Source organism: Marinoscillum sp. 108, from assembly GCF_902506655.1.
GTDB classification, from domain to species: domain Bacteria; phylum Bacteroidota; class Bacteroidia; order Cytophagales; family Cyclobacteriaceae; genus Marinoscillum; species Marinoscillum luteum.
This window is the reverse complement of record NZ_LR734808.1, coordinates 1,016,873-1,040,560: the sequence shown is the minus strand read 5'-3', so window position 1 is coordinate 1,040,560 and position 23,688 is coordinate 1,016,873. Positions and strand designations below refer to the sequence as shown.

Sequence of the window (23,688 nt, the reverse complement as noted above, 5' to 3'; positions counted from 1 at the left end):
CTTTATCTGAACTCCTTCATCATTCTGTTGGCAAAGACAAAGTCATCCAATTCCTTCACACCTGAGTGGGTGATGTCTTTGTTAGTGCCATCCCATAATTTTTCACCTTTGTAGAGATACATTACTTTCTGACCTATTTCTATCACCGAATTCATATCATGAGTGACGATGGTAGTAGTCATCTGGTACTCCTGCGTGATTTCGTCAATAAGTTCATCAATGACCATACTAGTTTGTGGATCCAGCCCGGAGTTGGGTTCATCACAAAAAAGATAATTGGGCTTGTTGACAATAGCACGTGCTATGCCCACACGTTTTTTCATGCCTCCACTGATCTCAGAGGGCATTTTTTTGTTCACATTCTCCAGCCCCACACGTTGTAGACAAAAGTTCACGCGCTCTATCTTTTCTTCCTTGCTCATATCTGTGAGCACGTTCAGCGGAAACATCACGTTTTGCTCTACATTCTTGCTGTCAAACAGTGCGCTGCCCTGAAAAAGCATTCCTATTTCCCTCCTTATTTCCGTTTGGGCCTCTTTGTCACCGTGAGAAAAGTCACGGCCATCATAGAGTACGTCTCCTTCGTCGGGCTTAAATAACCCCACAATACACTTCAGAAGCACACTTTTTCCGGTTCCACTGGACCCAATGATCAGATTACATTTGCCCGGCTCAAAAGTGCCGTTGATACCCTTTAGGATTTCTTTGCCCTGAAAAGACTTCTTTATGTTGTTGATTTCGATCATCCGAGTAGTAGTTGAGCGAGTAGATAATCTGCCAGCAAAATGGCAATACAGCTATTGGTGACGGCAGCAGTAGACGATTGGCCCACCTCCAGTGCTCCGCCTGAAGTGAAGTATCCCTTGTAAGCAGAAATGGCAGCTACCAGAAAAGCAAAAACAAATGCCTTGATGAGAGCAAATGCGATATTGAACTCAATGAAGTCATATCGAATACCGTAGATATAATCATGGCCAGAGATAATGCCTGTGGCCAGGCTGGTGAGGTAGCCACCATAGATGGACAAAAATGCCGAAAGCACCACCAGCATCGGATACATAAGCATAGAAGCGATGATTTTAGGAAGCACCAGATAGGAAGTAGAGTTAATGCCCATCACTTCCAAAGCATCAATTTGTTCTGTGATTCGCATGGTTCCGAGTTCACCGGCTATGTTAGATCCTACCTTTCCTGCATATACAATGGCCATAATGGTAGGAGCTAATTCCAAAACGGTCATATCCCGTACTACCAGTGAAATCACGTAATCAGGAATGAAGGGGCTTACCAGGTTATAGGCCGTCTGGATGGTAGTAACCGCACCCATGAATACCGAGACAATGGTCACAATAAAAAGAGAATTATACCCCACCTTGATGCACTCATCGATGGTCAGGGAAACGTAGGTGGAAAAACTTTCGCGTCTTACGAAAAGCTGACCAGCAAAAATCAAAAATTTACCTAGTGATTTCATGAAGTATTCTCTTGCGTCAGATGTGTTAGCTTTGCCGAAATTAATAAGAACGAAGCAAACACAAACCGTTTGACCAACTAAAGGACAAAATGAAGATTTTGTTTTCTTAAATAACAATGTGGTTTCTGGTTGCTTTATAGAATTATGGGTGATCTGAAAGATAAATTAGTTGTGGTAACTGGAGGCACCAAAGGTATCGGCCGGGCCATCATAGAAAAATTTTCTGAAGCCGGCTATACCATAGCGACCTGCGCCAGAAATGAGACCGACCTGGATGATCTGAAGAAATCTATAGAGGGCAAGTACGGCAACAAAGTGCTGGTGAATGTGTCTGATGTGTCCAGGAAAGCAGAGGTGAATGACTTTATTGAGTTTATCCGATTGACGGGTAAGCCTGTGGCCGTTTTGGTCAATAATGCTGGAAAGTTTGTGCCTGGTCAGGTACACACAGAAGAAGAGGGCGTATTGGAGTCGCAGATTGAAACCAACCTGTATAGTGCTTATAGACTCAGCAGAGGACTAATCCCTGAAATGAAGAAGCGGAAAAAAGGGCATATATTCAATATCTGTTCCACTGCCAGCATTACCGCTTACACCAATGGTGGATCTTACTGCATCTCCAAGTTTGCGATGTATGGAATGAGTAAAGTATTGAGAGAGGAATTGAAAGTAGATCAAATCCGGGTGACCTCAGTGATGCCCGGAGCTACCTTTACTGCCAGTTGGGAAGGGGTGGACTTGCCTGAAGATCGCTTTATGAAACCGGAAGATGTGGCAGAGATGATTTTCACCACTTATCAGCTCAGTGACCGGACCGTGGTGGAGGACCTGGTAATCAGACCACAATTAGGCGATTTATGATCCCGCAACTTTTATCTTTGTATGGTGTTTAGACCATAAATGTTATTTTATGAACCCTGCCGATGAGCTCCTGACCGGAAAGGTCAATTTTTGCGATAGCCTCACTCAATATAAAAGGAGAAAGACCCGCGAAGTGTATGTTGGGGACGTACCCATGGGTGGGGATAACCCCATCAGGGTACAATCCATGACCACCGTCGACACCATGGACACACAGGGTTCGGTGGAGCAGGTATTGAGAATGGTGGAGAGTGGGTGCGAGTATGTGCGTATTACGGCGCCCAGTATCAAAGAAGCCGAGAACCTCCGCGAGATTAAAAGTGAGTTGAGCAAAAGGGGATGCTTTGTGCCGCTGGTGGCTGATATTCACTTCACTCCGAATGCAGCAGAACTTGCTGCTACCATCGTGGAGAAGGTAAGGGTGAATCCGGGAAACTATGCCGATAAAAAGCGATTTGAGGAGATAGAATATACGGACGCGACTTATAATGCCGAACTGCAGCGCATTCGCGAAAAGTTTACACCCCTGGTGGAGATTTGTAAGGAATACGGTACAGCTATGCGCATTGGTACCAATCATGGTTCATTGTCTGATAGGATCATGAGTCGATATGGTGACACCCCATTAGGAATGGTGGAGTCAGCACTGGAGTTTATCAGGATTTGCGAAGAGCTGGAATACTTTGATATTGTGATCTCTATGAAGTCCAGCAATCCACAAGTGATGGTGCAGGCTTATCGACTGCTCGTTCAGAAGTTGGATGAGGAAGGACTACAGCCTTATCCATTGCACCTGGGTGTGACGGAAGCAGGCGAAGCAGAGGATGGCCGAATCAAGAGTGCCCTTGGAATAGGTGTGCTGCTGGAGGATGGATTGGGAGATACCGTGCGTGTCTCTCTCACCGAAGCACCTGAAGTAGAAGCCCCTGTAGGGCAAATCCTTGTTGATAGGCTCGCTGGGAGGCAAGGACATGCGCCAATTGCCAACTGTGATTTTAGCGCTTATCATCCCTATGAATATCAGAAACGTCAGACTAATGAGGTGATCAATTTTGGTGGAGGGAATGTCCCCAGGGTGATTGCGGATTTTTCTGATATTGAGTCTGTAGAAATGAAAGACCTCAAAGCAATTGGGCACTTCTACCTGCCGGAATTGGACAAGTGGACGATGAATGATTTGGGGTGCGATTACATTTATACCGGTACCCGCCCAATCCCCTTTATGTTACCCAATGGACTTAAAGAAATACTTGATTATGACACCTGGTTGACGGTCAATTCAGACGCAAACAAGTACCCATTAATTACTGTAAATGAGATAGATAAACCTATTGATTCAAAGTGTATTTTTATACAGCTATCTACTACGGAGCTCACGCCATCTGTGATCGAAAAGATCAGACAGATGACCAACGCTGTGTTGATTCTCAAAACAAATAATCAGCATGCTTATGCAGATTTGCGTCAGTCATTCGTTGGATTGGTCAATGCCGGAGTGAGTATACCGGTGGTGATTGAGCGATCTTTTCCTGACCTCAATGCAGATGCCATGATGATGTATCCTGCCACCGACATTGGTGGTTTGCTCATTGATGGTTTTGGAGATGGAGCACTTCTGAGCATGGCTCAGGTAAAAAGGGACAGGTCAGAGAGATTGGCTAAAGCCAAACTGTATAATAGCACCGTGTTCGGGATATTGCAGGCGGCCAGAACCAGGATCACCAAGACAGAGTATATTTCGTGTCCTTCATGCGGGCGTACTTTGTTTGACCTGCAGGAGACTACTGCCATGATCAGGAAGCGCACCGACCATCTGAAAGGTGTGAAAATCGGTATCATGGGTTGTATAGTGAATGGCCCGGGGGAAATGGCAGATGCAGATTATGGTTATGTGGGGTCTGGTAAGGGGAAGATCACTTTGTATAAAGGCAAAGAAGTAATGAAGCGGGGAGTGCCTTCTGCACGTGCCCTGGATGAATTGATAGAGTTAATCAAGGAAGATGGCAAATGGACAGAGCCACAGGCTGTCCTGTAACGATTCAAATAGAAGACCATGTCAGAAAAACAAAACCAGAGCGAAGAGAAAAATGATGCTGGTTACTATTTCAATTTCAAAGAAGTATTAACCTATTTTTTCAGAAAAAAAGACCCTTCTCGACCGACCAATACGAGTATTAAGATGATGCATGGAATCAATAAGATTTCCATGATCATGTTTTTGATCTGCGTGATTGTCATCATTGTGAGGTACATCATCCGGTCATAGTTTTTACATCGTATATTCTGTAATCTATGAACATCGAAGATCTGAGAAATCACTGCATTGTCAAGCCAGGAGTGACTGAGGAGTTTCCTTTTGATGCCGATACATTGGTATTTAAGGTGATGGGCAAAATGTTTGCGCTGGCCAATGTAGAAGATTTTGTCAGTGTCAACCTGAAGTGTGATCCAGAGAAAGCCATCAGGCTGCGAGAGGAGTTTGAGGATGTGCTGCCGGGCTATCACATGAACAAGAAACACTGGAATACCGTGATGGCAGTTGGGATTCTTTCTGACCAGCAAATACGGGAGTGGGTGGATGATTCATATGATCTGGTAGTCTCCGGCCTACCGGCCAAATTGAAAGCAGAACTGAAGAACCTATGAAGTTGATTTATTTGTTTTGCTTGATTTTCCCACTTTCCTGTATGGAGGCAGATGATAACCGCCCTGAAAATGAGGAGAAAACAAAGGATGAAACGCCTGCTAATGACGATTCTGAGCCAGAAGGTGAGGAAAGTTCTGAAAATGAAGAAAATAATGAGGATACTACTATGACAAATGGAAGCATAAGTTTTCTCGCTTTGGGTGACTCATACACCATTGGAGAAAGTGTGGAAATAGCAGAAAGATGGCCTGTACAGCTGGTCACAGAGCTCCGTGAAAGGGGTGTGGAGATGAAAGATCCCGAGATCATTGCCAGGACAGGGTGGACCACAGCGGAGCTTCAAGGTGGTATCGACAATTCCGAGGTTAAAGGGCCTTATGATTGGGTTTCGTTGCTTATAGGAGTGAATAATCAGTATCGTGGCTACAGCATATCTATTTATCGGACCGAGTTTGAGTCCCTTCTACAACAGGCCATTGACTTTGCCGGAGGCGACAAGCGTAGGGTGATCGTGGTGAGTATTCCTGACTATGGAGTAACACCCTTTGCGGCCAATAGTGATCGGGCTAAAATCGCTCGTGAGATAGACGATTATAACAATATGGCCAAAGGCTTTTCGGAGGCTTACGGTGTGACATTTTTCAATATCACACCTATATCCAGGGAAGCTGCCACCAAGCCCGAATATGTGGCTGAAGATGGCCTCCACCCGTCAGGAGAAATGTATGCGGCATGGGTGCAAATGATCCTTCCTCACGCACTGGAAATCTTAGATGAGTGATATTGAAACACTTTCTTTCTGCCCTACAAACTTTTACCATAATTAAAATAATCCTATTTTAGGGGTTGTATTCGCCGATAGCCATATTTATGAGGCAACTTTCCGCTGTTATTATCATCATCTTATGCCTGGCCTCCTGTCGTGACAAGATCATTTGTCCGGCTTTTCAGAGTACCTATATTCTGGATGATTCGGTGCGGATGGCCTACTACTCTTACCTCTGGAAAATAGACAAGGATGAGCGCCTAAAATATCTGGCGAGTCAGAAGCCGGTATCGCTGGATAGTGCGGGAGCGGTGGTGGCGTCTGTTGGCAAAGGGATTGATTATTTTGCCTATGTAGAGCCTTATGTGGTTACCCCGGATGAGGTGAAGAAGACCAAGTTTGGAATCGTTAAATATGAACCTTATTGGCTGAAGAACTACGAACTCAGGACCGCCCCTAAGGAGAATATACTAGCACCAGAGCCTATTGAAGAGCCTCCTGTGGTGGAGGATGTTGGTGAATTTATTGCCAGTGATTTTTCTGATTCGGCTACTGTGGTGATTGACTCTACAGCTACCATTGTTTCTTCCGAAGAGGATACCCTCGATATTCCTACGTTGGCGATAGTGGAGCCGGCCAAGCCTAAAACGGAACTCAAATACCTCTATAGGTATGATCCAAATGACAAGGCATTGAATGTGGAGCAGGCGTATTACAATAAGCATTTTGGACAGTATCTCTATACCAGAGTGCCCATACAGGAGGAGGTCTCAGAGCCGCTGCCTGATAACCCTGCGGATTCAGTGTCTTCCGGAGGCTTTTTTAAAGGCCTCTTTAAAGGGAAAAAGGTTAAATCAGACCCCATAATACAGGAGGTTGAGGTAGAACCCTCCTTGGATGACGCCATAAAAGAAGATCCCAATTCCGGATTTTAAATATGAAAGTAGAACACCTGGCAATCTGGGTTGGTGACCTGGAAGCCATCAAATCATTCTATGTGAAGTATTTCGGAGCCATTGCCTCCGATCTTTATCACAACCCTAAGAAGAACTTCAAATCCTATTTTTTAACCTTTGCAGATGGGGATACGCGCCTGGAACTGATGCAGCAACCAGACCATCACCAAAAGGGGATCTCTACTCAATTGGGTTGGGCTCATATGGCGCTAAGTCTGGGAAGCAGAGAGGCCGTGGATGAGTACACAGAACGATTCAGACGTGCGGGCATCACCATTCACAGCGAACCACGAACTACAGGTGACGGCTATTACGAAAGCGTCATACTGGATCCCGAGGGAAACATCATTGAACTGACGGTTTAGTCAGGTCAGACAAAAAGCTTCGAAGAGGGTTTCTGTACGGAAGGACGAAATTTCTTGAATCCCAATAAAACAAAAAGGCTGGAAATCAGAAGAATCAGGGCGGTGGAGATAAGGCGTTTCATTTTTGTGCTAATTATTGCATAAAGCTAGCCAAAAGCCAAATCCAGTTCAATACCACGTTTTAGGGATTTTTGTCTAAGTATTTATCTGTCACATCCTTACTTCCTCTTCAAAGTCAATAGGAACAGTGGCCGGGTAACCGTGCACGGAGACTTTCACAAACCCCTTATAATGGACTACCACCTTTTTCCCACCCAGGATGCTGATGATGCCATTGAGTAGTCCGATTTCTGTTATATCAAAACTGGCATTCAATGGCACCCTGAATTCGGAAAGAGCAGGTACTTTGGTCGTAAATTCCTGGTTGATCACTCCGATTTTCTTCCCTTCCAGCTCGATATCAATGTTCACTTTGCGCAGCTTCATTTTTACATCATTGGGGTTGTAAAAAATAGCTTCTGCTTTAAGCACGGCATTGGTGCCCATGATTTTTGAGACTTCAATGTTCTCTATCCCTATGAACTGTGGAGCATTTTCGGGTCGCGTGCAAGCTCCCAGAAAGAGCAAAGTCGCTACGATTATTGCGTTTTTCATGTGGTGGTTGATTGCACAAATAATGCCACGATTATACCACCACATTGACGATCTTTTTAGGTACTACGATTACCTTTTTAGGCGCTTTACCTTCAGTCCATTTCTGTACATTGGGGTGAGCCAGTGCCTGCGACTCGATTTCTTCTTTGGACAGATCCGCTCCCAATTGAATTTTCGCTCTCATTTTTCCATTCACCATGATCGGGTACTCAAAACTATCCTCTACCAGATGAGTGGGATCAAATACAGGGAAGGAGGCATTAAAAATGCTTTCCTCATGTCCGAGAAGTGACCAGAGCTCCTCAGAAAGGTGTGGAGCGAAAGGGGCCAGGGCGATAACCATTGGCTCCAGTATAGCCCGCTTGTTACAGCTGAGTGCCCCCAGTTCGTTCACGGCGATCATGAAATTACTCACTGAGGTGTTGAGTGATAAGCGCTCTATGTCTTCCTCAATTTTCTTTAGAAGACCGTGGAGCACCTTTAGCTCTTCTTTGGTGGCGGGCTCCTCTGAGACCACCAGGAGATCCTCCCGGTTGTTGTGGAAGAGCGTCCAGAATTTCCTGAGAAATTTGTAAACACCCTCTATGCCATTGGTGTTCCAGGGCTTACTCTGCTCTATAGGTCCAAGAAACATCTCGTACATTCTGAGTGTATCAGCACCGTATTTCTCCACCAGATCATCCGGATTGACCACATTGTACTTGGATTTGGACATTTTTTCTACTTCCCAGCCACAGACGTATTTGCCGTTTTCCAATACAAACTCTGCATCTTCTGCGTCTGGTCTGAATGACTTAAACGCCTCCAGGTCCAGAATATCATCTTTTACAATGTTGACATCCACGTGCACCGGGTAAGTATCAAATTCCTTTCTCAGTCCAAAGGACACATATTTGTTCTCATTTTTTACCCGGTAAACGAAGTTTGAGCGGCCCTGAATCATTCCTTGATTCACCAGCTTCTTAGCATACTCATCTACTTTGATGAATCCCATGTCGTAGAGGAATTTGGTCCAGAAACGGGAGTAGAGGAGGTGACCGGTGGCATGCTCACTGCCGCCCATATAGAAGTCCACCTGCTGCCAGTAGTCAAGGGCTTTTTCAGACGCAAATTCCTGATCATTGTCCGGGTCCATGTACCTGAAAAAGTACCAGCTGGATCCGGCCCAACCAGGCATGGTGGTCAGCTCATAGGGAGTACCATCCTTATACTGCCAGTTGTCCGCACGGCCCAGTGGTGGGGCACCGTCTTCTGTGGGGAGATACTTATCTACCTCGGGAAGATTGAGTGGCAGTTCGCTGTCTTCCAGTAGATAGGGGATACCATTTTTGAAGTGAACCGGAATAGGCTCACCCCAGTAGCGCTGGCGACCAAAGATGGCGTCACGCAATCTGTAGTTCACTTTTCTAACCCCAATTCCCTTTTTCTCCACCTCAGCAATGGCCTTATCGATGGCCTCAAGTGGAGTAAGTCCATTCAGAATACCAGAATTGATCATTTTGCCCTCTTTGGTGGCATCAGCTTCCGTTTCGGTAATCTTTTGCGAATCGATTATTTGTACTATCGGCAGGTCAAAGTGCTTGGCAAAGTCAAAATCCCTTTGGTCTCCGCTGGGCACGGCCATCACTGCTCCGGTACCGTATCCTGCCAACACATAGTCGGCAATCCAGACAGGTACTTTCTCTCCGCTAAATGGATGGATCACATAACTCCCGGTAAACACCCCGGAAACGGTCTTCACGTCGCTCATTCGCTCACGCTCAGAGCGGTTTTTGGCCACGGCAATATAATCTTCAACCTCTTGCTTTTGCTCAGGAGTGGTCAGGTGCTGTACGATTTCGGCTTCAGGTGCCACCACCATGAAGCTCACCCCATAGATGGTGTCAATTCTGGTGGTAAAGACCCTGATCTTCTTATCTGAGTTTTCAATGGCAAAATCTACTTCAGCGCCATAGGATTTGCCGATCCAGTTGCGTTGCATGTCTTTGATAGGCTCTGGCCAGTCAATTTTATCCAGCCCGGAAATCAGTCTGTCGGCATAGGCCGTGATGCGCATGCTCCATTGCGCCATGCTCTTTTTCACGACAGGGTGGCCGCCCCGCTCCGAAAATCCGTCTTTTACTTCATCGTTGGAAAGGACAGTACCTAAAGCCGGACACCAGTTTACGGTGGTTTCTGCGATATAGGTCAGTCGGTATTTGAGCAACATTTTTTGCTGTGCCTCTTCAGACCAGCTATTCCAATCACTTGAACTGAATGCAGGCACGTCATCATCACACACGGCATTGATAGACTGATTTCCGCTTTCGGCGAAAGCTGAGATCAATGTGTCGATATGCTCTGCCTTGTCTGAGTCTTTGTTGTACCAGCTGTTAAATAGCTGCTTGAAGATCCATTGGGTCCATTTGTAGTAGGAGGGTTCTGAAGTACGCACCTCGCGAGACCAGTCATAGCTAAATCCCAGATTGGTGAGCTGTTCTTTGTAGCGGGTGATGTTGGTTTCCGTGGTAATGGCCGGATGCTGACCGGTCTGGATGGCATACTGCTCAGCCGGTAGGCCAAAGGCATCAAAACCCATCGGGTGAAGCACATTGTGCCCTTTGAGTCGTTTGAAACGAGAAATAATGTCTGTAGCAATGTAGCCAAGTGGGTGGCCTACGTGTAGTCCGGCACCTGAAGGATACGGAAACATATCCAGGATGTAATACTTGGGCCTGGAAGGATCTATGCTTACTTCATAGATCTTGTTTTCCTGCCAGTATTGTTGCCATTTTTTTTCTACCTCCAGATGTTTGTACTCGGCCATTGATTCTCGATTTTTATAAAGTGCGCAAAGTTAAACGATGCCCTGAAAAACGAGTATTAAATCAAAGCTTTTAAGTGGGTACCATTTTATGGGAGAGTGCTTAGCTTTGAGGAGAATTTTGATTGATTGAATGCTGGTATTTTTAAGAGTTTTCTTTTGTGCGGTTTGGAGCATCTTTTGGATTAGCCTGTCGCTCATTATCTATCTATTCACTTTTCGCACAGCCATACCTGTGGCGATGGCCCGTAGCTGCTGGGCTCCGGGTATTTTGTGGGCTTTTCGCATCCGAATAGAAAAGAGTGGGATGGAAGTCATTGAGCGAGACAAACCCTATGTGTTTGTCTGTAATCATCAGTCGTATTTGGATATACCCATTCTTTTTCGGGCGATTCCTGCCAACCTGTACTTTGTGGCAAAGAAAGAGTTGAGAATCATCCCATTCCTTGGGTGGTACATGATGGCCACGGGCATGATTTTTATCGATCGGTCCAATCGGAAGAAATCGATGGAGAGTCTGAAGCGATCAGCTAAACTGATTAATCAGGGAAAATCAGTGTTGATGTTTCCCGAAGGCACACGCACAGTGGATCATCAGATCGCTCATTTCAAAAAAGGTCCTTTTATTTTATCCAAAGAGGCCAATGTGCCGATCCTTCCCATAGGCATCAGGCAGACCGGAAAGTCCTTTACCTGGGGCAAATGGAGCAGTACCCAGATGGTAGTGAGCGTATCTGCTCCGATCACCTGCGATGGAAGTGCCGAAGTGGTGGAGCAGGTCAGGGAAAAGGTAGCTCTACTGGCTAATAAGCCAGTAGCCTCATTGACAGGTGGATAGCGCTTTCAGCGACTCCTTGATGTGTCTGGTGGCCTTCACCGCCGAACTGAAGGTGGATACCAGCTTTCCTTCCTTGTTAAAGACGTAGGTGACCCTACCTGGTAATAACCCCAACAGGTTTCTCGGCACCCCAAATTCCTTTTCAGCGACTCTGTTGATATCACTCAATAACATGAAATTGAGACCGTGACGCGAAGCAAAACGGCTGTGGGAACCTACAGAATCTCCTGAGATACCGATCACCTTGGCGCCGGCCTCTTCAAATTCATCATATCGATCTCTGAAACTGCAAGCTTCCAGGGTACACCCCGGAGTATCGTCCTTTGGATAGAAATATACCACCAAAGAATGTTTCCCTTTGAACGAGGTTAAATCAATCAGATGGCCTTCCTGATCTTTGAGGGTTACTTCAGGAATGTCATCGCCTATTTTTAATCCTTTATTCATTGTGTTGTTAACAACTATAAACTGTTCTTGTTTTTTGTAAAATGAAGGAGTAGCGGAAGTAGGGTTAGATCAATGATCAGGGCTATTGTCAGGGACAAGGACAAAAACAAGCCCAGGTAATAAGTAGCTCCAAATGAGGAAAAAAGGAATAAAACGAAACCCGAAACAATTACCAGTGTGGTAATGCTCATGGCCTTACCAGCAGTCTGAAAAGTATTGATCATTCTGTATATCCTATTTCTAGCTTTTTGCCTTCGGTACACTGATATAAAATGAATGGTGTCATCCACTGCAATACCGAATGCAACAGCAAATATAATGGAGGTTGTGAGTTTTAACGAAATTCCTGCAAGCCCCATGTACCCGGCCGTGGCTAAAAGGGGTATGATATTGGGAATTAGGCTGATCAACAGGATTTTAAGCGAACGAAAATAAATCCCAAGTATTAAAGAAATGACTGAAATGGCGATTAGAAGTCCACGCATCAGGTTAGCGGAGAGCATTCCATGGCTTTTGTCGATCAGGTAAGTGGTGCCAGTGAGTCGGTACTCAATGACATCATGATTAATGTGGGCATCGAGGTAGGAAAGGAGCTCCTGATCTTTTCGGATGGTTTCAAATGATCCATATTCAGGAATGAAACCCGTAAAGCGGGCATAATGCTCATTTTTGCCGATCAGGCTGGGGACTTCAGGCTTCCGGGTGTAAGGGCGTATGGTTCGAATGGCTCTATGGTAATTTTGTGTATCAGGCATCTCAAATGCTGCAGAGCTTCCTCCATTGATCATTTGATGGCCATACATGGCAAAGGTGACCGGTGACCAAAGTCGCTCCATGGGATACTCCTTTAGTAAGTACTGATGAATCTTGTGAGCCTCTCGCATGACCTCCTCCTCCCAAATGCTGCCATTGGGATCTTTAGGCCAGTAGGCCATTTCCCAGGGCTTGGACCCTCCGTAGTGAATGTCCACAAATTCAAAGTCCTGCCTGACTTCTGAGTCCGCAGGAAGATCATCCAGGAGGCGAGCATCGGTTTTGAGGAGATAAAGTCCTGCCACAGATAAGATCACCAGGAGTGTGGTGCCAGCGAGAACGACTCTGAAATGCCGGATCACCCAGATGGCCAGGTACCTTGTGGCTGTACCTGATTTGCGTGGCGCGTAGCTTTGATGGATCAGCAATGGTCCAAAAGCAAAAGTGATGATAAAAGAGAGCAGAATGCCAATCCCACAGAAAATCCCCAGAAAGCGAATAGGTTCTGTATCGATGGTCACAAGACTAAAAAAACCAATAGCAGTGGTGACCGAGGTGAGAAAAGTAGGTGTGAGCACCTTATGGATGGCTGTCTTTAACCTGGTGATAAAATCGGGTTGTTCGTCTGCCCTGAAGGCATTGATGAGGTGAATGGCATCAGAGGTGGATACAAATAGAATAACAGGAGGAATTAGCGAACCCAAAATGGTAATGGTCTGCCCCAGCAAGGCCATCAGTCCCAGCAACCAGATAAGACTGGTGACACTGATGAGGTAGGGCATGAGCGATACTTTCAGTGAGCGAAAGACGAGGGTAAGAAGAAGAAAGCTCACCACGAGTGCTGATGCGATGAAGAGAATAAAATCGCTCTGAATGTATCCGATGAATGCCTTTTGAGCCACAAGTTTTCCCGCCAGTCGGAAGTGATCAAAATGCTCCTGGGTGAGTAACTGGTTCAGGTTATTGACCAGTAGATCAGCGGAAACGGGGTCTTCGAAATGCTGATGGGTAACCTGTACGAGTAAAGACCTGCCATCAATACCAAAGAAGTACCTGTAGATAGGGTGAGCAAACATTCTTGCACTGTCTTGTGGGTATAGTTCCGGGTTCTCCAGATGAATGAGCGGAACAAGTGTTACCCCAAGAGGAGCTTTAATGGGCTGTTGAAAATCGAGCGGAGAGCCAACCTGAATTACGCCCTCTTCTGATTTGATACTGGCCGTTAGCTGAGCGATTTTTTTAAGAAAGTCCTGACGAAATACTCCATTGTTATTTTCCAGAATAATCAGGAGATAGTCATTGTCGTAGCCAAAATGGTTTAGGTGATTTTCATAAAAAGTGATGTCTGGATCATCAAGAGGGAAAAACTTCTCGAATTCAAAATCCGCTTTGAGAAACTGCAGGTGATACGCAAAGAAAATGGTGATAACCACCCATAGGCTCACCAGTAAAAAGCGGAATTTACCACTCCTGAAATTTCCAAAGTACTTATTTAGTAAAGCGTTCAGGTTTCTACTTTTTAGGTCTTAATTTAGCGTTATCCTTTACGAAAGTAGCCAATCAAAAACGATTAATCATGAAACAATACCTCGATTTGATGCAGTATATCCTGGACCACGGTGTGGAAAAGGGAGACAGAACAGGCACAGGTACCCTGAGCATTTTCGGACATCAGATGAGGTTCAATTTGCAGGATGGTTTCCCCCTTGTTACCACCAAAAAAGTGCACCTCCGATCGATCATACATGAACTGCTTTGGTTTATCAAAGGAGATTCCAATATCAAGTATCTAAATGATAACAAGGTGACCATATGGGACGAATGGGCAGATTCCAATGGTGAACTAGGCCCTGTCTATGGGGTGCAGTGGCGCAGCTGGCCCAAGAGCGATGGCACCACGGTAGACCAGCTTTCGGGCTTGATCGACACCATTAAAAACAATCCCAATTCACGAAGAATGATCATCAGTGCCTGGAATGTGGGCGAAATAGAAAAAATGGCTTTGCCACCATGTCATACCTTGTTTCAGTTTTATGTAGCCGATGGTAAGCTTTCCTGTCAGCTGTATCAGCGCAGTGCTGATGTGTTTTTGGGGGTACCTTTTAATATTGCCTCCTATGCACTCTTCACGATGATGATAGCGCAGGTGTGTGGGCTGGAATATGGAGATTTTGTACACACGTTTGGGGATACACACCTTTATTCCAATCATTTGGAGCAGGCGCGTCTTCAGCTTTCTCGTGAAGTAAGGCCTCTTCCGATTATGCGACTAAATCCTGACGTGAAAGACATTTTTTCCTTCACCATTGAGGATTTTACACTGGAAAACTACGATCCACACCCTCATATCAAGGCCCAGGTGGCAGTTTAAGTCAACTTTTTACAATAAGTGACATTTTAAAGTATCGTATTAGTTCTTTAATCGTTTAATTTCCTGATATGTCTGAAAGAAGCAGTGTATTTGATATGATAGGCCCTGTGATGATAGGCCCGTCCAGCTCGCATACAGCTGGAGTGGTACGTATAGGCAGGGTGGCCCGTAAAATTCTGAAAGACAAACCCACCAAGGCCATCATTACCTTTTATAATTCTTTTGCCAGAACCTATGAAGGACATGGGAGTAACCGAGCTATTTTGGCCGGTCTCATGGATTTTCCTACGGATGATGAGCGCATCAAAGGTGCGCTGGAGCTGGCGAAAGATGCTGGTATCGAGTACAAGTTTAAGTCTATAGGCAATGCTTCTACGCTTCATCCCAATACGGTAAGGCTGAACCTTACCTCCAAGGACAATCAGGCCGAAGTGGTAGGAGAGAGCCGAGGTGGTGGGGTGATCAGAATCCGTGAAGTCAATGGCTTTGACTGCAATTTCACGGCCAGTGCCCACACACTCATCATTCATGCCGATGACCAGAAGGGAAGCATCGCCTTCATTTCAGATGTGCTTTCACATGACGATTGCAACATCGCTACCATGACTGTTTCCAGAAAAGGAAAGAACGATCTGGCCTGCCTGGTTTTTGAAATGGACTCAGGCATAAAAACCATCACTTTAGAATATTTACGTAACCTTAACTGGGTGAGGAGTGTCCTCTACATACCCGACATTGATCAATGATCTCATGAAAAAACTGAACCTAACCCTACTGATTCTCTTCTTTACTTTTACCGCCTTTGCCCAAAGTGATTCACTTTATGTATTAGATCTTCAGCAGTGCATCGACATTGCCATAGAAAATAACCTGTCTGTGAGGCGCAGCAACCTCCAGGAGCAGCTTGCTCAGGTCAATCTGAACCAATCCAGGGCCAGTCAGCTCCCGAGCCTGAATGTGGGAGGAAATTATGGCTACAACTGGGGTAGATCCATTGATCCTACCACCAACTCATTCATTACTCAGCAGATTAACTTTACTGGGGTGAGCGGCACTGCCAATATGACCTTGTTTAACTGGTTTAGAATCACCAATACCATCAAGCAAAACCGGATGAGTCTGGAATCGTCACAGTATGCGGTGGATAAAGCGGAGAATGACATCTCGTTAAATGTGGTTACGTTTTACCTGAATGTGATTTTCAACCGTGAACTCTTTGAAAATGCCGAATACCAGCTAAGGTCCAGTCAGGAGCAGCTGGAGCGTACCAAAAAGCTGGTAGCAGGAGGAGCGCTGCCCCGCACCAATGAGTTGGAGCTGATCTCTCAGGTGGCTACCAACGAGGTACAGCTGGTGACCGCTCAAAATAACCTGGACCTTGCCTTGCTGAGCCTGAAACAGGCCATGTTGATTCCTACTTCTCAGGACATTGAGCTGATTATCCCGGATCTGACGCTGGAAGGAGAGGCCGACCTCACAATAAGTTCTGATGAGGTCTTTGAGGCAGCAGTAGCGTCCATGCCAGAGATACAAAGCGCCGAACTGCAGGTGCAAAGTGCCCTGATGGGAGTGAAGGTGGCAGAATCAGGGTATGCACCCACGCTTTCTCTGAACGGCAGCTTCCGGTCCAACTATTCGGATGCTTATAAGCAGTACAACATTGATGAGGATAATCCCTATACAATCAATAGGGATGCCAGCGGGAATGTCATCACCAACCCCACCTTTTATCAAACTAATGACGGCACCCCTGTCGAGGAAATATCCATTTCACCTAATGGCTCGCTGGAAACCGTAGGGTTCGGGGATCAGATGAACCAAAACTTCAGTAAATCGCTGACTTTGAATTTGTCTATTCCTATTTTCAATAACCTCCAGGCCAAATCCAGCGTTCAAAACGCAAGGATCAATTTGCAGCAGGCAGAGATCACGGTACTAGAGCAAAAGAACTTACTGAGACAAACTATTGAAACGGCTTACAATGACGCTTTTGCTGCGTCCAAAACCTACGCTGCTTCATCACGACAAGTGGAAGCATTAGAAGAAACTTTTCGTTCTGTGGAAAACCAGTATAACTTAGGGGCTGCGAATTTCACGGACTATCAGGTGGCATCTAATAACTTGTTTCGTGCCAAATCGGATCTTGTTCGCGCTAAATTTGACTTCATTTTCAAGAAAAAAATCTTAGACTTTTATCAGGGTAACTCCTTATCATTCTAATCACCATGGCCAAAAAGAAAAAATCAAATAACAAGATATTATATATCCTGATCGGGGTTGTTGTGTTGCTCATCGTGTTTGCGATGGTTGGTAAATCCCAGGGTTGGGTAGGACAGAAAAAGGCCATTGAGGTAGAGTTTGGCAAGGTGGAGAAAGCTACTATTGTAGAGAAGGTGAGTGCCTCAGGCTCCGTACAGCCTGTGGTAGAAGTGAAAATCAGCCCGGAAGTGCCCGGCGAGATCATTAAGCTGTCCATCGAAGAAGGAGATTCTGTAACCAAGGGAGATTTTCTGTTGAAAATCAGACCGGACAATTTCATGTCTGTGCTGGAGCGAACCAGGGCCAACCTGAATCAACAAAAAGCCAACCTGGCCGATGCCAAAGCAAGAGAAGCTCGTGCAAAAGCCAACTATAAGCGAGCAGAGCTCGAGTATGAAAGACAAAAGAAGTTGTACGCCGAGAAGGTGATTTCAGATGCCGATTTTCAGCTTTCAGAAGCCAATTATAATGTCGCTCTTCAGGATCTGGAATCCGCTACTCAAAATGTGGAAGCTGCGAAATACATAGTGCAGAGCTCTCAGGCCTCGGTAAATGAGGCACTTGAAAACCTTCGTCTCACGGAGATTGAAGCGCCAATGAGTGGAATTGTTTCTAAGTTGGATGTGGAAGAGGGAGAGACTGTAGTCGGTACCTCACAGATGCAGGGTACGGAGATGCTGCGTATCGCGGACCTTTCCAATATGGAAGTGAGGGTGGATGTAAATGAAAATGACATCATACGCATCTCAGAGGGTGATACAGCGATTATCGATGTGGATTCTTATTCCTATATGGATAAAACCTTTAAGGGAGTGGTCACGCAGATTGCCAACTCTGCCAATACCAAAGTGTCGTCAGATGCAGTGACTGAGTTTGAGGTAAGGATTAAAATTTTGAATTCTTCTTATCAGGACCTGATTAAGGAAAACGGAATGAAGTACCCCTTCAGACCAGGAATGACCGCCAGTGTGGATATTATTACCGAAACCAAACGCGACATCCTCACAGTGCCACTTTCTGCTGTGACTACCCGAAAAGCTAACAGTGAAGGAGAAGAGGATGCTGAAGACTCAGAGACCTCACTGGATCAGGAACTGGATGAGGTGGTATTTACAGTAGCTGACGGAAAAGCAGTGAAAACCATTGTGAAGACCGGAATTAGTGATTTCGAGCGCATCGAAATTGTGGAAGGATTGAAAGAAGGGGATGAAGTGGTTTCAGGCCCATTCCTGGCCGTATCTAAGCGATTGAAGGATGGAGATGGTATCGAAGCTAAAAAAGAAGAAAAGAAGGAAGGAGATTCGGAAGAATAAGAGCCTTCTGAAATATGATAAAACACTAAAAAGGGGCTTGTGAGCCCCTTTTGTGTTAAATATCGTCCTGAAATTCAGATTTTAAAACTTCATAAACCCTGTGAGTAGGTAAGCCCATCACGTTGAAGTAAGATCCTTTGATAGACACTACTTTCGTCTGTCCGATCCATTCCTGAATACCGTAAGCACCCGCCTTGTCGAATGGTTGATATTCTTCAATGTAAAAGTTGATTTCTTCGTCGGTCATGTGCCCAAAGGTGACTTCTGTAATTTCCGTGAAGGCCACTTGCTTCTTGGGCGAGGAGATACAAACCCCACAGATCACCCGGTGAGTACGACCCGACAGGGATTTTAGCATGCTGAAAGCTTCCGCATGATCCGCTGGCTTATTGAGTACCAAATGGCCTAATACGACTGTAGTATCAGCAGTAATCACTACCTGATCGGAAAGCAGCTCACGGTAATTTTTGTTTTTCTTTACTGCCAAAAATTCTGCCACCTGTTCGGCAGGAAGCTCCTCGGGATAACTTTCGTCAAAATCCCGGACAAACACGTCGAAGCTAAAGCCAGCTTGTTTCAGCAGCTCCTGGCGCCGTGGACTATTGGAAGCAAGAATCAAAGGGTGTCTGAAACTCATGATCGTCTATGGAACTAAATACGAAACCACTAATGACTTTAGGGTAAAAGTAGGTTGATTTCTGGGGCATTGTGAATCCACTGTAGCATACTTGCTTGACAGTTTCAATTGAAATATCCTTGGTAATTAAAGCAAACTGTGCTTCACCTTTGAGCACCTCCCTTAGGCACTCTGTGAAGTTTCGTTGAAAGGTAATGTTTCTGGCATTCACCTGTTTCTGGCCGGGGATTTCCAGGATTTTCTCAAATATAAAATAATGCATTACCGTCAGGTCCAGGGCTTTCACTTCATCTGGGAAATTCCATTTGATCTCGTTGATTTTTTCCGGCTTTAGACGAATTTTATAAGCATTATCACCTATCAAAAGCCCGAAAGCCCACTGTTTGCCCAAAATGATCTCATTGACATCCGGTGCATTTTCCACCGTTTTGATGGTGAAATCCTCTTCCAGTTGGTTTAGGAGCCATTCTTCGGAGAAGTTATCCAGATCACGCACCACCCGGTGGGTGGGCAGTATTCTCAGATCATCCGCCTCGGTATTGGTGAGCATCATCATGTGGTAGTTGTACCCTTCCTGTCCGGTATGCTTTGGATTCTCCTTTCGGCGCTGCTGCATGTAGTTGAGTGAACCCTCGTAGCGATGATGACCATCTGCCAGTATGATTTTCTTCTCCCTAATGATTTCCTGAATCCTGCCTATGATTTTGGCATCATGGATGACGGAAAGTACGTCTCTTACTCCCTGATAATCTTCTGACTCATAGATGGGCGCCAGCATGCTTTCATCCAGGTACTTTTCTATTTCTGCATTCGGGTCGGTATAGAGCCCGTGGGTAGGGGACACATTGAGTTGGGTTTCATGGAGAAGCTGCATGCGATCATCTACTGAAAATGGCATGGTACTCTCATGCCTCAGGATTTCCTTTTCGCCCCACTCGTAAATTCTAATGTTGCAGATGAAGCCTTTTCGGATGTAGGTCTGGTCTCTGCCTGCCAATGAAAAATGCTGAAAGTAGACATAGATTCCTGGCAGCTGATCCTGAACGATTACCCCATCCTGCTTCCATTTGCTCAGTTTTTTTTTGGCCAGTTCGGCAGGATGTTCTCCTTGGGGTACCGAAAGGTGAATGCTGTTATACTCGGTTTGATAAAGCACTTCCCGCTGTTTATTTGAGACCACATCAAAGAGTGGTGAGGTAAGTCTATCGATATTTTGAGTATGCTTTTGATGGTACCTCCAGCCAGCAAATGGTCTGATTTCCGCCATACTAGTCGCGCTTAATCCGACTTTTCCACCCAGATTTCTGACTGGCAGCAGGGGTATACTGAAGCCGCTCTTTTTTGGCTTTGTATTGTTCAAAAGCAAAAATGGCCGCTACCCGCTCCAGGTCTTCAGAAGGCTCTTTTCTCACATGATCCGGTGTGAAATGCTCTTCCACAAACTTCGTTGTAAAAGACCCATCGATGAAATCGGGGTGGTTCAGAACGAATTCGCAAAAAGGCAGGGTAGTTTTGATGCCAATAATTTTGTATTCAAAAATGGCTCTTTTCATCCTTTCAATGGCCTCTGCCCGGTCTTTGCCGTGGGTAATGAGCTTTGCGATCATTGGGTCATAGTGGATAGGAATCTCCATTCCTTCTTCGTAGCCATCATCCACTCTTACACCCGCTCCTTGTGGACGTCTGTAGGTACTTAAGGTGCCTGTGTCGGGTAAGAAATTGTTTTCAGGATCCTCCGCATACACACGCACTTCTATGCTGTGTCCGTTGATTTGAAGGTCTTCCTGGGTAAAGGAGATGGCTTCACCCTGAGCGATTTTGATTTGTTCTTTCACCAGATCCACGCCGCTGATCTGTTCTGTGACGGGGTGCTCCACCTGCAGGCGGGTGTTCATTTCCAGAAAATAGAAATCCAGATGAGCATCTGCGATGAACTCCACCGTGCCGGCTCCATAGTAGTTGCATGATCTGGCCACGTTTACTGCAGCTTCTCCATATCGCTTTCGTTGCTCGGGGGACAGTACAGCAGAGGGAGCCTCCTCTATTACTTTCTGATTTCTTCGCTGTATGCTACATTCTCTTTCAAAAAGGTAGACAATATTGCCATATTGGTCACCAAGTATCTGTACCTCAATGTGTTTGGGGGAAGTAATGAATTTCTCGATAAAAACCGCCTCATCGCCAAAAGAGCTGCGTGCTTCACTAACTGCTCGCGTCATTTGCTCATCAAAGTCTTTGGGGTCGGTCACTATCCTCATGCCTTTTCCACCACCGCCGGCACTTGCTTTGATCATCACCGGATAGCCGATTTTCTGTGCCACGGCCTTTGCTTTTTCTACATCGCTGATAGGCTCATCCATCCCAGGCACGAGGGGTACATCAAATGATTTTACTGCTTGCTTGGAGGCTAGTTTGTCGCCCATTACTTTGATGGCCTCTACGGATGGTCCAATGAAAATGATCCCGGCCTGAGCTATTTTCTCCGCGAACTGGGCATTTTCAGAGAGGAATCCATATCCGGGGTGCACTGCATCAGCACCCGTGAGTTTGCATGCTTCAATGATTTTGTCAGCGACCAGGTAGGACTGAGCGGAGGGGGGTGGCCCGATCAATACAGCTTCGTCGGCGTAGAGTACGTGCGCTGCTGCTTTGTCAGCTTCGCTATATACCGCTACGGTTTTTATCCCCATTTCTTTTGCAGAGCGCATCACCCTTATGGCGATTTCGCCTCTGTTGGCTATGAGTATTTTCTTGATTTTCATTTTTTTGGGTTATGACACAATGCTAATGAATATTTACAAAAAATGACTGCAGGTTAAATGCCTGTATAACATTTGTCCAATCTTTAATAAGTGTTAGTTTTGTATTTCCAAATTGGTAAGGTTTATTAATACACGTTAGATGGATTTATTTGAAAAATTGCTACAGGATAGGGGGCCGCTAGGACAGCATTCTTATTTTGATGATAACTTTTATATGTTCCCAAAACTGGAGGGTGAGATCGCTCCCCGAATGAAGTTTAGGGGGAAAGAAGTGTTGACCTGGAGTTTGAACAACTACCTGGGTTTGGCTAACCATCCTGAAGTAAGAAAGGCAGATGCCGAGGCAGCTGCGGAATGGGGAATGGCTTACCCTATGGGAGCCAGGATGATGACGGGAAATACCGTGTACCACGAGCAGTTAGAGAGAGAGCTGGCGGCCTTTGTGCAAAAGGATTCAGCCATGCTTTTGAACTTTGGCTATCAGGGTGTAATGTCCGTGATTGATGCTTTGGTGGATAGAAAAGATGTGATTGTGTATGATGCTGAGTCTCACGCCTGTATCATTGATGGTTTGAGATTGCACATGGGTAAGCGTTTTGTTTATCCTCACAATGACATAGAGAATCTCGAGAAGCAGTTGAAGCGTGCTGAGAGACTCGTAGGAGAAACTGGAGGAGGTATCCTTGTGATTACTGAGGGTGTCTTCGGGATGTCTGGTAACATGGGAGATCTGGCCTCTATCGTGAAGTTGAAAGAGAAATTTAATTTCAGGTTGTTGGTAGATGATGCTCACGGGTTTGGTACCATGGGAGCTACCGGAGCAGGAGCAGGTGAGGAGCAGGGCGTGCAGGATGGTATTGATATTTACTTCTCTACTTTCGCCAAGTCTATGGCCAGCATTGGGGCGTTTATTGCCGGAGATGCAGCGATCATCGATGTACTTAAATACAATGTGAGGTCTCAGATTTTTGCCAAGTCGTTGCCAATGCCACTGGTGATCGGTAACCTCAAGCGTTTGGAGCTTCTCAGAACTAAGCCTGAGTTGAAAGAAAACCTTTGGACCATAGTAAATGCCATTCAGTCTGGCTTCAGAGAAAAAGGCTACAGAATAGGCACTACACAGTCTCCGGTGACTCCTGTGGTCATGAATGGAGACACCATGGAGGCAGTAAACCTCGTAAAGGATCTCCGAATGGAGCATAGCATATTTTGTTCTGTGGTGGTGTACCCAGTGGTGCCTAAGGGTACCATTATTCTGAGGATCATCCCAACAGCAGTGCATAGTTTGGATGATGTGGCAGAGACGATCACAGCTTTTGAGGCAGTTAAGAAAAAGCTGGATGATGGAGTGTACAAAAAAGCAGGAGTAGAGGGTGCCACTTTGGCACAACTTTAGGTCATATTTAGCTTTTTTAGCTCAATATGCTTGGTTTTTGAACATTTTATATAAATTGCCTCATCGAATAATTATCAGTAACCTTAAAGATTTATCAATATGAAAAGATTCGAACAACTTAAAGAATTAGTAGATTCTCTTGAAGCAGATTTCAGCAAATTTTATGACAAAGAAAACTCTGCAGCAGGAACAAGAGTTAGAAAAGGAATGCAAGAGCTGAAGAACCTCTCACAAGAGATCAGAATCGAAGTGCAGGACATGAAAAACAAAGCATAATCCAAAAGATTATAAAATAAGAGAGGGGCTTTTAAGCCCCTTTTTTATTGTCTTAGCCCTTTCAGAGCGCTGAGCATAAAAAAGCCAGATACTTTAAAGTTGAGTATCTG

At 45.4% G+C, this 23,688-nt stretch carries 23 protein-coding genes; 14 read left to right on the top strand and 9 right to left on the bottom strand.

Going from position 1 to position 23,688, the window contains the following annotated elements:
• Positions 1–2: 2 nt before the first annotated feature.
• Both GV030_RS04315 and GV030_RS04310 read right to left on the bottom strand, forming a co-directional pair.
• Entirely contained in the window at positions 3–746 is a 744-nt protein-coding gene (locus tag GV030_RS04315; RefSeq protein ID WP_159580161.1) for an ABC transporter ATP-binding protein, read from the bottom strand.
• Positions 743–1,474 carry an ABC transporter permease gene (locus GV030_RS04310; protein WP_159580159.1) on the bottom strand — a complete coding sequence of 244 codons (732 nt, stop codon included), beginning with the start codon at positions 1,472–1,474 and terminating at the stop codon, positions 743–745. The genes GV030_RS04315 and GV030_RS04310 overlap by 4 nt, the downstream gene beginning before the upstream one ends.
• A 144-nt stretch (positions 1,475–1,618) precedes the next feature.
• Here GV030_RS04310 and GV030_RS04305 point away from each other — a divergent pair, with 144 nt between their 5' ends.
• The 7 genes from GV030_RS04305 to GV030_RS04275 all read left to right on the top strand — a co-directional run bounded on the left by GV030_RS04305 (position 1,619) and on the right by GV030_RS04275 (position 7,069).
• The gene (locus GV030_RS04305) at positions 1,619–2,335 is read left to right on the top strand and encodes an SDR family oxidoreductase (protein ID WP_159580157.1); all 717 of its coding nucleotides are present in this window, start codon (positions 1,619–1,621) and stop codon (positions 2,333–2,335) included.
• Positions 2,336–2,384: 49 nt separating this feature from the next.
• On the top strand, positions 2,385–4,370 hold the full coding sequence (gene ispG, locus GV030_RS04300; protein ID WP_159580155.1) for a (E)-4-hydroxy-3-methylbut-2-enyl-diphosphate synthase: 1,986 nt from the start codon (positions 2,385–2,387) through the stop codon (positions 4,368–4,370).
• An 18-nt stretch (positions 4,371–4,388) separates the two neighbouring features.
• Positions 4,389–4,601, top strand: a complete 213-nt coding sequence (locus tag GV030_RS04295) for a DUF6728 family protein (protein ID WP_159580153.1) — start codon at positions 4,389–4,391, stop codon at positions 4,599–4,601.
• Positions 4,602–4,627: 26 nt separating this feature from the next.
• The gene (locus GV030_RS04290) at positions 4,628–4,981 is read left to right on the top strand and encodes an MmcQ/YjbR family DNA-binding protein (RefSeq protein WP_159580151.1); all 354 of its coding nucleotides are present in this window, start codon (positions 4,628–4,630) and stop codon (positions 4,979–4,981) included.
• Complete coding sequence (locus GV030_RS04285; protein ID WP_255465090.1) at positions 4,978–5,763, top strand: SGNH/GDSL hydrolase family protein; 786 nt, start codon at positions 4,978–4,980, stop codon at positions 5,761–5,763. The genes GV030_RS04290 and GV030_RS04285 overlap by 4 nt, the downstream gene beginning before the upstream one ends.
• 89 nt (positions 5,764–5,852) lie before the next feature.
• Positions 5,853–6,683 carry a hypothetical protein gene (locus GV030_RS04280; RefSeq protein WP_159580149.1) on the top strand — a complete coding sequence of 277 codons (831 nt, stop codon included), beginning with the start codon at positions 5,853–5,855 and terminating at the stop codon, positions 6,681–6,683.
• A 2-nt stretch (positions 6,684–6,685) separates the two neighbouring features.
• On the top strand, positions 6,686–7,069 hold the full coding sequence (locus GV030_RS04275) for a VOC family protein (RefSeq protein WP_159580147.1): 384 nt from the start codon (positions 6,686–6,688) through the stop codon (positions 7,067–7,069).
• A 210-nt stretch (positions 7,070–7,279) separates the two neighbouring features.
• Here the strand turns inward: GV030_RS04275 and GV030_RS04270 are convergent, their stop codons facing one another.
• Both GV030_RS04270 and leuS read right to left on the bottom strand, forming a co-directional pair.
• Positions 7,280–7,723, bottom strand: coding sequence for an LEA type 2 family protein (locus GV030_RS04270; protein ID WP_159580145.1), 444 nt, complete (start codon positions 7,721–7,723; stop codon positions 7,280–7,282).
• A gap of 31 nt (positions 7,724–7,754) precedes the next feature.
• Positions 7,755–10,529, bottom strand: coding sequence for a leucine--tRNA ligase (gene leuS / locus GV030_RS04265; RefSeq protein ID WP_159580143.1), 2,775 nt, complete (start codon positions 10,527–10,529; stop codon positions 7,755–7,757).
• Between the two features lie 130 nt (positions 10,530–10,659).
• Here leuS and GV030_RS04260 point away from each other — a divergent pair, with 130 nt between their 5' ends.
• Complete coding sequence (locus GV030_RS04260) at positions 10,660–11,364, top strand: 1-acyl-sn-glycerol-3-phosphate acyltransferase (RefSeq protein ID WP_159580141.1); 705 nt, start codon at positions 10,660–10,662, stop codon at positions 11,362–11,364.
• Here GV030_RS04260 and GV030_RS04255 read toward each other — a convergent pair.
• Together GV030_RS04255 and GV030_RS04250 are read right to left on the bottom strand one after the other, a co-directional pair.
• Positions 11,347–11,811, bottom strand: coding sequence for a peroxiredoxin (locus tag GV030_RS04255; protein WP_159580139.1), 465 nt, complete (start codon positions 11,809–11,811; stop codon positions 11,347–11,349). The genes GV030_RS04260 and GV030_RS04255 overlap by 18 nt on opposite strands.
• Positions 11,812–11,825: 14 nt before the next feature.
• The gene (locus GV030_RS04250; protein WP_159580137.1) at positions 11,826–14,009 is read right to left on the bottom strand and encodes an RND family transporter; all 2,184 of its coding nucleotides are present in this window, start codon (positions 14,007–14,009) and stop codon (positions 11,826–11,828) included.
• 131 nt (positions 14,010–14,140) lie between these two features.
• Here GV030_RS04250 and GV030_RS04245 point away from each other — a divergent pair, with 131 nt between their 5' ends.
• The 4 genes from GV030_RS04245 to GV030_RS04230 all read left to right on the top strand — a co-directional run bounded on the left by GV030_RS04245 (position 14,141) and on the right by GV030_RS04230 (position 18,507).
• Complete coding sequence (locus GV030_RS04245; protein WP_159580135.1) at positions 14,141–14,935, top strand: thymidylate synthase; 795 nt, start codon at positions 14,141–14,143, stop codon at positions 14,933–14,935.
• A gap of 68 nt (positions 14,936–15,003) precedes the next feature.
• Complete coding sequence (gene sdaAB, locus GV030_RS04240; protein WP_159580133.1) at positions 15,004–15,681, top strand: L-serine ammonia-lyase, iron-sulfur-dependent subunit beta; 678 nt, start codon at positions 15,004–15,006, stop codon at positions 15,679–15,681.
• Positions 15,682–15,685: 4 nt separating this feature from the next.
• Positions 15,686–17,155, top strand: a complete 1,470-nt coding sequence (locus GV030_RS04235) for a TolC family protein (protein ID WP_159580131.1) — start codon at positions 15,686–15,688, stop codon at positions 17,153–17,155.
• A 5-nt stretch (positions 17,156–17,160) separates the two neighbouring features.
• Positions 17,161–18,507 carry an efflux RND transporter periplasmic adaptor subunit gene (locus tag GV030_RS04230; protein ID WP_159580129.1) on the top strand — a complete coding sequence of 449 codons (1,347 nt, stop codon included), beginning with the start codon at positions 17,161–17,163 and terminating at the stop codon, positions 18,505–18,507.
• Positions 18,508–18,562: 55 nt separating this feature from the next.
• Here the strand turns inward: GV030_RS04230 and GV030_RS04225 are convergent, their stop codons facing one another.
• From GV030_RS04225 to accC, 3 genes are read right to left on the bottom strand one after another with little or no spacing between them, the layout of a single operon-like run.
• Positions 18,563–19,144, bottom strand: a complete 582-nt coding sequence (locus GV030_RS04225; RefSeq protein ID WP_159580127.1) for a nucleoside triphosphate pyrophosphatase — start codon at positions 19,142–19,144, stop codon at positions 18,563–18,565.
• Positions 19,107–20,411 (bottom strand): DUF1015 domain-containing protein, encoded by a 1,305-nt coding sequence (locus GV030_RS04220; protein ID WP_159580125.1) that lies wholly within the window; start codon positions 20,409–20,411, stop codon positions 19,107–19,109. Before GV030_RS04220 ends, GV030_RS04225 begins: the two co-directional genes overlap by 38 nt.
• A gap of 1 nt (position 20,412) precedes the next feature.
• On the bottom strand, positions 20,413–21,906 hold the full coding sequence (gene accC, locus GV030_RS04215; protein ID WP_159580123.1) for an acetyl-CoA carboxylase biotin carboxylase subunit: 1,494 nt from the start codon (positions 21,904–21,906) through the stop codon (positions 20,413–20,415).
• A gap of 139 nt (positions 21,907–22,045) precedes the next feature.
• Between accC and GV030_RS04210 the strand changes: the two genes are divergently transcribed.
• Together GV030_RS04210 and GV030_RS04205 are read left to right on the top strand one after the other, a co-directional pair.
• On the top strand, positions 22,046–23,302 hold the full coding sequence (locus GV030_RS04210) for an aminotransferase class I/II-fold pyridoxal phosphate-dependent enzyme (protein WP_159580121.1): 1,257 nt from the start codon (positions 22,046–22,048) through the stop codon (positions 23,300–23,302).
• Between the two features lie 99 nt (positions 23,303–23,401).
• Positions 23,402–23,578 carry a histone H1 gene (locus GV030_RS04205; protein WP_159580119.1) on the top strand — a complete coding sequence of 59 codons (177 nt, stop codon included), beginning with the start codon at positions 23,402–23,404 and terminating at the stop codon, positions 23,576–23,578.
• The last annotated feature ends 110 nt before the right edge of the window (positions 23,579–23,688 follow it).